The following is a 10149-nucleotide window of genomic DNA, read 5'->3' on the forward strand; positions in this document are numbered from 1 at the left end:
TCCCGAGCGGGGCGGGGCTCATCGGAAGTCCCTGTCGCCCGCACCGTGGTCCCCATCGCCGGGACCGGCGTGCGGGCGATGTGCCAGACTCCGTCAGATGACCTCCGAAACGATCACCGCCGACGCCTCCGGCACCTGGGAACTCGGCGACCTGCCCGTCCGCCGCCTCGGCTTCGGCGCGATGCGGCTGACGGGCAGCGCCGCGTTCCACCACGGCGTCCCGAGCGATCGCGCCCGCTCGATCGCCGTGCTGCGCACGGCCGTCGAGCTCGGCGTGAACCACATCGACACGGCGGCCTTCTACTTCTCCGCGCTGCGCTCCGCCAACGAACTCATCAACACCGCCCTGGCCCCGTACCCGGACGACCTCGTCATCGTCACCAAGGTCGGTCCGTTCCGCGACCACTCCGGGAACTGGGCCGAGCCGGCCCGCCCCGACCAGCTGCGCGGGCACGTCGAGGAGAACCTGCGCCAGCTCGGCCGCGACCACCTCGACGTCGTCAACCTGCGCCGGACGGGGCAGGAGTCGATCAGCGAACACTTCGGCGCCCTCGCCGAACTGCGCGAGGCCGGACTGGTCCGGCACCTCGGCGTCTCCGACGTCGAACCACGCCACCTCGACGAGGCGCTCGCCATCGCGCCCGTGGTGTGCGTGCAGAACCGCTGGGGACTCGACAGCACGAACCCGGCCACCGCCGAAGTGGTCCGCATCTGCGGCGAACGCGGCATCGCCTTCGTTCCGTTCTTCGCCGTCGCGGGCGACGCCGGGCCGCACGGCGCCACCGAGGACCACGACGACGAGGTCCTCGCCGTCGCCCGGGCACACCACGCCACCCCCGCCCAGATCCGCCTCGCCTGGACCCTGCACCAGGGCCCGCACGTCCTCGCCATCCCCGGCACCGGCAACCCGGACCACCTGGCCGAGAACGTCGCGGCGGGCGCCGTCCGGCTCACCGACGAGGAACTGGCCCGCCTGAACGCGCTGCGCACCGGTCCGTGACGGCGGCCCCCTCCGCGACCAGGTCATGGGCGTGACCGGAGCCTCCTGACTACACTGGCGTAGACGATCTGCCGGACCGAGGACGAAGAAGGGGTGAGGAACCTTCCATGGCCGACGGGAAGGACGAACGCCGGCCCGCCGGCGAACTCGAGGCGAGCGTCATGGCGGCCCTGTGGGCGGCCGGTGCCCCCCAGACCCCCGGCGAGGTGCAGCGCAGCCTCGCCACGGACCTGGCCCGCACGACCGTGACGACGATCCTCACCCGGCTGCACGACAAGGGCGTGGTCGACCGGCACCGCCGGGGCCGCGGCTACGCCTACGTCCCCGTCCAGGACGCCCAGGGTCTCACCGCGAGACGGATGCACAGCGAACTCGACCGCGACGGCGACCGCAAGACCGTGCTCGCCCGCTTCGTCGCCCAGCTCAGCCCCGACGACGAGCGCGTCCTGCGCACGCTCCTCGAAGCCGACGAGCAATCCGGTGGATCATGATCGCCCTGTTGATCCTCCCCCTGCTGGTGCCGTTCGCCCTGCCGGCGCTGTCCCGGCGAGCCCTCGAAAGACTGGCGCCCGCCGTCGCGCTGTGGGCGGTCGCCGTCTCGGCCGTAGCCCTCGCGAGCTGCGCGCTCGCCGCGCTCGGCGCGTTCGTCCTCACCGGGCTGCTCAAACTGCCGTTCTTCGCCTCGCTCGGCGAGCTGATCCGGCCGTTGCACACCGCCTCCGACCGCTTCGTCCTGCCGCTGGCCGCGCTGTCGGTCGGCGGTCTCGCCGTCTCCGCCTGGACCCTCGTGCGGTCGGCGCTCCGGCAGACGCGCGCCTTCCGGGCGGCCCGCACCGAGGCGGGGCGCGGGCCCGCCGCGGGTGACCTGTGCGTGGTCGACTCGCCGTGTCCCGACGCGTACGCGCTGCCCGGCCGGCCGCACCGGATCGTCGTCACCACCGGGATGCTGCGCAACCTCGACGGGGGCGAGCGGGAGGCGCTGTTCGCACACGAACGGGCGCACAACGCGGGCGGCCACCACTACTTCCTCGCCGCGGCCGAGTTCGCCGCGCACTGTCACCCCGCGCTGCGCCGGGTCCGGGACGTCATCCGGCTGGCCGTGGAGCGGGTGGCCGACGAGGCCGCGGCCCGTGCGGTGGGGGACCGGCGGCTGACGGCCCGTGCGATCGCCCGGGCCGCGCTGGCCGGACAGGGCGACGGCGGCGTCGCGCGGCCGGCGTTCGTACCCGGGGTCGCCTCGGGGCCGGTGCCCCGCCGGGTGCACGCGCTGCTGGCGGCGCCGCGCAGGGAGCGCCGGGCCGGGGCATGGATCGCGCTGCTTCTGGCGGGGAGTGCCGGACTGTCGTGCGGCGCGTCGGTGACCGGGATGGTCGACTTCCACCATCGCGTCGAGGTGGCGCAGGGGGAAGCGGAGAAGTAGGGCGGGCGCCGTAGTGGCCGGTCGCGCGGTACCCCTCCGGCTGGCGTCCGTGAGGTTTTACGTATAACCTCTCCCGCTAACCGCCCACCCCGAAAGGCCCCCATGCGACGCGTCGCCCTGGTCACCCTCGTCGTCGGCGACTACGACGAGGCGATCCGCTTCTACACCGAGGCCCTCGGATTCCGGCTCGTCGAGGACGCGCCCCGCCCGGACGGCTCCCGCTGGGTCGTCGTCGAACCCGGAGCGCAGGGCGGGGGCACCGGACTGCTGCTCGCCCGCGCCAAGGGCGACGCCCAGCGGGCCCGGGTCGGCGACCAGACCGGCGGTCGTGTCGGGTTCTTCCTGCACACCGACGACTTCGCCCGCGACCACGCCCGGATGGCGGCCGCCGGCGTGACCTTCCTGGAGGAGCCGCGGCACGAGCCGTACGGCACCGTCGCCGTCTTCCAGGACCTCTACGGGAACCGCTGGGACCTGCTCCAGCCCGCCGCCTGACCGATCACTTCGAACCACCTGCCAAGGACAGCCCACCATGACCGCTACGCGCGTAGACGCAGATGTGATCCGCCGCCTTCCGAAGGCCGTCCTGCACGACCACCTCGACGGCGGCCTGCGCCCCGCCACCCTCGTCGAGCTCGCCGCCGAGGCCGGCCACACCCTGCCCACCACCGGCCCCGACGAGCTGGCGGCCTGGTACGTCGAGGCCGCCGACTCCGGTGACCTGGTCCGCTACATAGCCACCTTCGAGCACACCCTCGCCGTGATGCAGACCGGTGAGGGGCTGCGGCGCGTCGCCGAGGAGTACGTCCTCGACCTCGCCGCCGACGGCGTGGTGTACGGCGAGGTGCGCTACGCGCCCGAGCTGAACGTCCGGGGCGGACTCGCGATGGGCGAGGTCGTGGCGGCCGTGCAGGAGGGGCTCGCCGCGGGCATGGCGAAGGCCGCCGCCGCCGGCACGCCGGTGCGAGTCGGCACCCTGCTCTGCGGCATGCGGATGTTCGACCGGGTCCGGGAGGCCGCCGAGCTGGCCGTCGCCTACCGGGACGCCGGTGTCGTCGGCTTCGACATCGCCGGTGCCGAGGACGGCTTCCCGGCCGCCGACCACCTGGACGCCTTCGAGCTGCTGCGCGGCGAGAGCGTGCCGTTCACCATCCACGCCGGTGAGGCCTTCGGGCTGCCCAGCATCCACCAGGCGGTCCAGGCCTGCGGTGCGCAGCGCATCGGGCACGGGGTGCGGATCACCGAGGACATCGTCGACGGCAAGCTCGGCCGCCTCGCGAGCTGGGTGCGCGACCGCCGGATCGCGCTGGAGATGTGCCCCACCTCCAACCTGCAGACCGGCTGCGCCACCTCCATCGCCGAGCACCCGATCAGCACGCTGAAGGAGCTGGGCTTCCGGGTCACCCTCAACACCGACAACCGGCTGGTCTCGGGGACGACGATGACCCGTGAGATGTCCCTGCTGGTCGAGCAGGCCGGCTGGACCGTCGAGGACCTGCGCGCGGTCACCCTGAACGCGGTGAAGAGCGCCTTCATCCCGTTCGACGAGCGCAGGGCCCTCATCGAGGACGTCGTCCTGCCGGGTTACGCCTCCGCGCTCTGAAGCAGTCCCCGCAGATAGGCGGCCTGTCCGACGTGCTGAAGGTCGTCGGCCAGGACGCTCACCAGCCGTACGCCGAGCGTGACCGGCGGCTCCCAGCGCTCGTCCACGACGCGTTCGAGATCCTTTGCGGCAAGCCCGCGCAGGGCCCCGAGGGTCTGCTCGTGCACCGCGTCGTAGTAGCCGGTCAGCAGGTCGCCGGAGTCCACGGTGACCTTCGCGACCTGGGCGGGGGTGTGGCCGTAGCCGTGGTCCCGGACCGGCAGGTCGAGGCCGAAGCGCTTCGCCCAGCCCTGGGCCGGCCACACCTGCTCCAGGTCGAAGGCGTCGGCCACATGGTCGTCCTGCACCCGGGTGAGGTGCCAGACCAGCCAGGTGACGGAGTTGGCGTCGGCGGACGGGCGCCTGTTGAGCAGGTCGGGATCGAGGCCGTCGAGGGCGGCATGGACTTCTTCCTGGATGCGGCCGAAGCCGTCGATGAGGATGTCCCTTGCATGCATACGACCACGATCGCGCATCGCCGGTCGTCGTGCGTCCGGAATCGGTCATCCGGCCGCGATGGGTCAGGCAGGGCAGGACCCGTCCGAAGGCGTTGCCCGGTCTTCTGTTTCGAGGAGGGTGATCAGGGCCCGGGCCGCCGGGCTGGTGGCCGTCCGCGGCGGCAGCAGGGCGACCGTCTCGTACGCCGTCGCGTCCGTGTCCTCGAGCGCCAGCGCGGTGAGCGCCGGCCGCTTGTGCCGGAAGTGGCGGGGCACGACGGCGATGCCGAGGTTCTCGTCGACCAGGTCGAGGAGGCTGTGCACGTCGTTGACCTCCAGGGCGACCGTGCGCCGCACGCCCGCCGAGGCGAAGGCCGCGTCGGTGGTGCGGCGCGGGCCCCAGTCGGGATGGAAGTCGACGAACACCTCCCCGTCGAGGTCACGAGGGGTCACCGGCCCGCCCGCGGTGGCCAGCCGGTGGCTGGGATGGCACAGCACGGTCATCGGCTCGCCGGTGAGGGACACCGAGCGCAGCTGGTCGGTGTCGTCCTGGGTGCGGTAGGCGAAGGCCAGGTCGAGCCGGCCGGCCGCCACCTCCTCGGCCAGCGCGCCGGAGCCCGCCTGCCGCAACCGGATCTCGACATCCGGGTGCCTGCGCCGGAACGTGGCGAGCAGCCCCGCCACGTGCACGCCGGCGATGCACTGCTCGGTGCCCAGTGCCAGCGTCCCGCGCAGCACGCCCTGGACGGCGGCCACCGCCTCGTGCGCCGACCGTACCTGGGCGAGGACGCGCTCGGCCTCGCCGAGCAGCGCACGGCCCGCCTCCGTCAGCGTCACCCGGCGGGTCGTGCGCACGAACAGCGGTGCCCGCAGTTCCCGCTCCAGGGCCCGGATGGAGGCGGACAGCCCCGACTGGGACACCATCAGCCGCTCCGCGGCCCGGGTGAAGTGCTGGTCCTCGGCGACCGCGACGAAGTGCTGGAGGTGGCGCAGTTCCATGATTGAGAAGCCTAACCGCACAATTCCATCGGATTCTCCTGTTGGACCACTGCCCGCGGCGCGGGAAAGAGTGGGATCGGTAGACCCTGTGCCCACCCCTCTGGAGTCGCGTTGTACACCCCGCACCCCGACCGCTACGCCGACATGCCGTACCGCCGCAGCGGCCGCAGCGGCCTCAAGCTCCCCGCGCTGTCGCTCGGCCTGTGGCACAACTTCGGGCCCGACCGGCCCGTGGCGACCCAGCGCGCCATCCTGCGCCGCGCCTTCGACCTCGGTGTCACCCACTTCGACCTGGCCAACAACTACGGCCCGCCGCCCGGTGCCGCCGAGTCCGCGTTCGGCGAGGCGCTCCGGGCGGACTTCGCCGGGTACCGCGACGAGCTGGTCATCTCCACCAAGGCCGGCTACCTGATGTGGCCCGGACCGTACGGCGAGTGGGGCTCGCGCAAGTACCTGCTGTCGTCGCTGGACCAGTCGCTGACCCGGATGGGCCTGGACTACGTCGACATCTTCTACTCGCACCGCCCGGACCCGGAGACTCCCCTGGAGGAGACGATGGGCGCGCTGCACTCGGCGGTCCAGCAGGGCAAGGCGCTGTACGTCGGCATCTCCAACTACTCGGCGGAGCAGACCCGGGAGGCCGCCCGGATCCTCGGTGATCTCGGCACCCCGCTCCTCATTCACCAGCCGCGCTACTCGATGCTCGACCGGCGCCCGGAGACCGAGGGCGTCCTCGACGCGCTCGACGAGCTCCAGGTCGGCTCCATCGTCTTCTCCCCGCTGGAGCAGGGGCTGCTCACCGGACGCTACCTGGACGGCATCCCCGAGGGCTCCCGGGCCGCGAGCGACAGCCCGTTCCTGAACTCGGACGCGGTCACCGAGGACCTGGTGGGCCGGCTGCGCGCCCTCGACGAGATCGCCAAGGGCCGCGGCCAGACCCTGGCCCAGCTCGCCCTGTCCTGGGTGCTGCGCGGCGGCCGGGTCACCTCCGCACTGATCGGCGCGAGCAGCCCACGGCAGGTCGAGGACTGTGTCGGGGCCATCGGCAACCTCGACTTCGACACGGAGGAGCTGGCCCGGATCGACGCGATCGTCAACCGGTGACGGACGCGGCTGTCGGCCGGTGAGCCGGCGCCGAGGGGGGACGCGATCCGCGTCCCCCCTCGCCTTTCGGGTGTGAACACGTCAGAACCGGCCACCGAGGCGGAACCTCTCCCCTCCAGGGCGGCCATCCTTCAGGTCTCGCAGCCGAGCCAGTACAGCGCGTGCATTTCGGCCAATTCGCAGGGCGAATATGCCAAGAGACTGGCCAAAAAGGCATGGTGACAGTGTTTCGAAAGTGAACATACTCGAATGTCAGGAGCACTTCACCGCACAGGAGCCGCACGGAACCGGCCCGCGACGGCACACCGGGCGAGCGACGGGGGAGTGATCGTGCACGACGAATTCCTGTGCCATGTCACGGCATACGGCATCTGCGGCGGGCAGCGCATCGGCGTTCCCCTCGGCACCTACCGTGCGCCGACCCTGGCACTGGCGCTGTGGTGGTTACGGGACCGGGCCTCCTGGATCGCGGAGCGGCTGGATCCGTTACCCGAGAACCCCCGGTACCCGCACGGTTCGCTGGTCCCGGTCGCCGGGACCGTCCCCGATGTGCCCAGCCTGCTCCGCGCCTGGTGCGCCGACGTCGTCCGGCAGGAACTCGTCGCCGACGAACTGGCCGACGGCCGGCTGGTGCGGATCGCCGTCCAGGACGAGACCACCGAGTACGAACTGCTCGCCGAGTCCGTCGACGCCCTCCGCATGCAGCGCACCATCCCCGCCCTCGTCGTCCCCGTCGCCTGACACCCGAAAGCCCCTGCCCGGCGGCCGTGGCCGGGCATACAAGTGGTCCGGTCGGTAGAATTCTGGCCATGGCGGAGTGGCCGGTCGCCTCGACTGCGCCCGAACTCGTCCTGGAGACCGACACGGGCTCCACGGTGATGAGCCCGGGCCGTGACTACCACGTCGGACGCGACCCGTTGAGCGACATCTGCATCGATGACACCCGGGTCTCCTGGCACCACGCGGTGCTGCGGCCCGCGGACGGCCACTGGACGCTGGCCGACGAGAACAGCACCAACGGCACCTACGCCGACGGCCGCCGCATCCGGGAATGGGAGGTCGGCCCCGGCACGGTCATCGGCTTCGGCAGCCCCGCCGACGGCCCGAGCGCCGTCCTGGTCGGCCGCGCCCCGCCCGCACCGGACCGTCCCTTCGCCGTCTCGATGCCCAGCCGTACCGGCACCTTCCGGCAGCCCTCCTCGGTACGGCCGCTCCACGCCCGCACCGTGCGCATCGGCCGCGCCCCCGACAACGACGTCGTCGTGGACGACCTCGTGGTCTCCCGCCACCACGCCGAACTGCGCGCCCACCCCGACGGCCGCTACGAGATCGTCGACCTCGACAGCCACAACGGCACCTACCTCAACGGCCGCTCGGTCACCCGTGCCCCGCTCGGCCCCCGCGACGTCGTCGGCGTCGGCCACTCGGCCTTCTGCCTGGTCGACGGGCAGCTCCAGGAATACGTCGACACCGGCGAGGTCTCCCTGGACGTCCAGGAACTCACCGTCGCCGTCGACCGTGGCCGCAAGATCCTCCTGGACCACGTCTCCTTCCCGGTGGGGGAGAAGTGCCTGCTCGCCGTGGTCGGACCCAGCGGCGCCGGCAAGTCCACCCTGCTCGGCGCCCTCACCGGCCAGCGCCCCGCCGAACACGGCACCGTCCTCTACGACGGCCGCGACCTCTACCGCGACTACGCGGAGCTGCGCCAGCGCATCGGCCTGGTCCCGCAGGACGACATCCTGCACGTGCAGCTGACCGTACGCAGCGCCCTCACCTACGCCGCCGAACTGCGCTTCCCCGAGGACACCGCGAAGGCCGAGCGCCGCCACCGGGTCGACGAGGTCATCCGGGAACTCGGTCTCGAACAGCGCGCCGGCCAGCCCGTGCACAGCCTCTCCGGCGGACAGCGCAAACGGGTCAGCGTAGCCCTGGAACTGCTCACGAAACCGTCCCTGCTCTTCCTCGACGAACCGACCTCCGGACTCGACCCCGGCATGGACCGCTCGGTGATGAACACGCTGCGCGGCCTGGCAGACGACGGCCGTACCGTCATCGTCGTCACCCACAGCGTGCTCAGCCTCGACGTCTGCGACCGGCTGCTGGTACTGGCACCGGGCGGACGGACCGCCTACTTCGGACCGCCGGGCGAGGCCCTCGGCTTCTTCGAGTTCGACGAGTGGCCCGAGGCCTTCGAGGCGTTCGAGCGGGACACCGGCCGGGACTGGGCCCAGGAGTACCGCGCCTCGTCGTACCACCGCAAGTACATCGTGAACTCCAGCACGCAGCCGGTGGTGCCCCACACCGGGCCGGTGGCCACGGCTCCGCCGCCCCGGCCGCGCAGCTGGGGCGCCCAGTTCTCCACCCTGGTACGGCGGTACACGGCCGCGCTCCTCGCCGACCGGACCTTCCTCGCCATCATGATCGGGCTGCCGTTCGTGATGGGCGCGATGGCCCGGGCCGTCGCCGGGAACAAGCTCACCTTCGACACCGCCACCAACGCGCTGCTCACCCTGTGCGTGGGCGGAGTGCTGACCGGCGCCGCCAACGCGGTGCGCGAGCTGGTCAAGGAACGGGTCATCTACCAGCGGGAGAGAGCCGTCGGCCTGCCCAGATCCGCGTACGTGATGTCGAAGGTCGTCGTCCTCGGCACCATCACCGTGCTCCAGGCGATCGTGCTCACCCAGGTGGGCCTGGCCGGCGTCGACCTGAACGCGCCCGGCGGCGACGGCGTGCTGATGCCGCCCCTGCTGGAGATCACCGTCGCCGTGGCGGTGCTCTCCTTCACCGCGATGATGCTCGGCCTGCTGGTCTCCGCCCTGGTCCGCAAGGAGGAGGTGACGATGCCGCTGCTGGTGCTGCTCACCGTCGTCCAGGTGGTCTTCTGCGGCACCCTGCTGAGACTGCACGGCGTACCGGGCCTCGAACAGCTGGCCTGGCTGGTGCCCTCGCGCTGGGCGCTGGGCGCCATGGCCGGCACCGTCGAACTGCACCGCATCATGCCCGGCACCCTCACCGCCGACCCGTACTTCCGGCACTCGGCGCACGTCTGGCTGCGCAACATGGTCATGCTCCTGGTGCTGTCGGCCGTCTTCGGCTGGGTGCTGGCCCGGCTGCTGCGCCGGCACGAACCCGCCGTGATGCGGAAGTAGGCGACGCGATGACCACCGCTTCGGCGTTCAGGCCCACCCATGTGGTGCCGGCCGACGGCATGGCCGCCTGGGAGGCCCCCGACCCGGGCCGGCCCACCGTCCCCCTCGACCCGCTGCTGCCGGTCCGGCTCGTGGAACGGCGCGGCGACTGGGCCCACATCAGCTGTGCCAACGGCTGGGCCGCCTGGGTCGACGGCCGCTACCTCGTCGCCGTACCCCAGGACCCGCCCCTGCCCGGCGGCCCGCCCGACGCGGCCGCCGACCCGCGCCCCCTGCTGGACCGCGCGGCACGGGCCCTCGCCGAGTACCGCGCCGCCGTCGAGGAACTGGCCGACGGCCTCGACGGAGAGTCCTTCCGGGGCCGCACCCACGGGGTACGGATCGGCGTGGTGGTCGAC

Annotated in this window: 11 protein-coding genes; 9 read left to right on the forward strand and 2 right to left on the reverse strand. The window is 72.4% G+C overall.

The genetic code is table 11. The features are described 5' to 3' along the window. Positions 1 to 97: 97 nt before the first annotated feature. The 5 genes from ABZ646_RS19690 (at position 98) to ABZ646_RS19710 (ending at position 4023) form a co-directional block, all read left to right on the forward strand. Complete coding sequence (locus ABZ646_RS19690; RefSeq protein WP_360520186.1) at positions 98 to 1000, forward strand: aldo/keto reductase; 903 nt, start codon at positions 98 to 100, stop codon at positions 998 to 1000. A gap of 107 nt (positions 1001 to 1107) precedes the next feature. Further along, entirely contained in the window at positions 1108 to 1491 is a 384-nt protein-coding gene (locus tag ABZ646_RS19695; protein ID WP_360520188.1) for a BlaI/MecI/CopY family transcriptional regulator, read from the forward strand. Continuing rightward, positions 1488 to 2420 carry a M56 family metallopeptidase gene (locus tag ABZ646_RS19700; RefSeq protein ID WP_360520190.1) on the forward strand — a complete coding sequence of 311 codons (933 nt, stop codon included), beginning with the start codon at positions 1488 to 1490 and terminating at the stop codon, positions 2418 to 2420. The genes ABZ646_RS19695 and ABZ646_RS19700 overlap by 4 nt, the downstream gene beginning before the upstream one ends. Positions 2421 to 2522: 102 nt before the next feature. Beyond that, positions 2523 to 2915, forward strand: a complete 393-nt coding sequence (locus ABZ646_RS19705; protein WP_360520192.1) for a VOC family protein — start codon at positions 2523 to 2525, stop codon at positions 2913 to 2915. A gap of 37 nt (positions 2916 to 2952) precedes the next feature. Further along, positions 2953 to 4023 (forward strand): adenosine deaminase, encoded by a 1071-nt coding sequence (locus ABZ646_RS19710; RefSeq protein WP_360520194.1) that lies wholly within the window; start codon positions 2953 to 2955, stop codon positions 4021 to 4023. On the opposite strand, the gene ABZ646_RS19715 is transcribed toward ABZ646_RS19710, so the two are convergent. Next, positions 4005 to 4520 carry a DUF664 domain-containing protein gene (locus tag ABZ646_RS19715; protein WP_360520196.1) on the reverse strand — a complete coding sequence of 172 codons (516 nt, stop codon included), beginning with the start codon at positions 4518 to 4520 and terminating at the stop codon, positions 4005 to 4007. The two genes, ABZ646_RS19710 and ABZ646_RS19715, sit on opposite strands and share 19 nt — an antisense overlap. A 63-nt stretch (positions 4521 to 4583) precedes the next feature. After that, positions 4584 to 5498: a LysR substrate-binding domain-containing protein gene (locus ABZ646_RS19720; protein ID WP_360520198.1), complete on the reverse strand. Its 915-nt coding sequence runs from the start codon at positions 5496 to 5498 to the stop codon at positions 4584 to 4586. Between the two features lie 111 nt (positions 5499 to 5609). On the opposite strand from ABZ646_RS19720, the gene mgrA reads away from it, so the two are divergent. The 4 genes from mgrA to ABZ646_RS19740 all read left to right on the forward strand — a co-directional run. Continuing rightward, complete coding sequence (gene mgrA, locus ABZ646_RS19725) at positions 5610 to 6602, forward strand: L-glyceraldehyde 3-phosphate reductase (protein WP_360520200.1); 993 nt, start codon at positions 5610 to 5612, stop codon at positions 6600 to 6602. Positions 6603 to 6932: 330 nt separating this feature from the next. Beyond that, positions 6933 to 7343, forward strand: coding sequence for a hypothetical protein (locus ABZ646_RS19730; RefSeq protein ID WP_360520201.1), 411 nt, complete (start codon positions 6933 to 6935; stop codon positions 7341 to 7343). A gap of 68 nt (positions 7344 to 7411) precedes the next feature. Beyond that, positions 7412 to 9751 carry an FHA domain-containing protein gene (locus ABZ646_RS19735; RefSeq protein ID WP_360520203.1) on the forward strand — a complete coding sequence of 780 codons (2340 nt, stop codon included), beginning with the start codon at positions 7412 to 7414 and terminating at the stop codon, positions 9749 to 9751. A gap of 8 nt (positions 9752 to 9759) precedes the next feature. Then, a partial coding sequence (locus ABZ646_RS19740) for a hypothetical protein (RefSeq protein ID WP_360520205.1) occupies positions 9760 to 10149 on the forward strand: 390 nt, incomplete at its 3' end.

This window comes from Streptomyces sp. NPDC007162 (assembly GCF_040634175.1).
Classification (GTDB): Bacteria; Actinomycetota; Actinomycetes; order Streptomycetales; family Streptomycetaceae; genus Streptomyces.

Excerpts from the sequence above, each read along its gene's own strand:
- ABZ646_RS19720 (WP_360520198.1), bottom strand. The coding sequence starts at position 5,498 with ATGGAACTGCGCCACCTCCAGCACTTCGTCGCGGTCGCCGAGGACCAG.
- ABZ646_RS19715 (WP_360520196.1), bottom strand. The coding sequence starts at position 4,520 with ATGCATGCAAGGGACATCCTCATCGACGGCTTCGGCCGCATCCAGGAA.
- ABZ646_RS19700 (WP_360520190.1), top strand. The coding sequence starts at position 1,488 with ATGATCGCCCTGTTGATCCTCCCCCTGCTGGTGCCGTTCGCCCTGCCG.
- ABZ646_RS19735 (WP_360520203.1), top strand. The coding sequence starts at position 7,412 with ATGGCGGAGTGGCCGGTCGCCTCGACTGCGCCCGAACTCGTCCTGGAG.
- ABZ646_RS19705 (WP_360520192.1), top strand. The coding sequence starts at position 2,523 with ATGCGACGCGTCGCCCTGGTCACCCTCGTCGTCGGCGACTACGACGAG.
- ABZ646_RS19695 (WP_360520188.1), top strand. The coding sequence starts at position 1,108 with ATGGCCGACGGGAAGGACGAACGCCGGCCCGCCGGCGAACTCGAGGCG.
- ABZ646_RS19690 (WP_360520186.1), top strand. The coding sequence starts at position 98 with ATGACCTCCGAAACGATCACCGCCGACGCCTCCGGCACCTGGGAACTC.
- ABZ646_RS19710 (WP_360520194.1), top strand. The coding sequence starts at position 2,953 with ATGACCGCTACGCGCGTAGACGCAGATGTGATCCGCCGCCTTCCGAAG.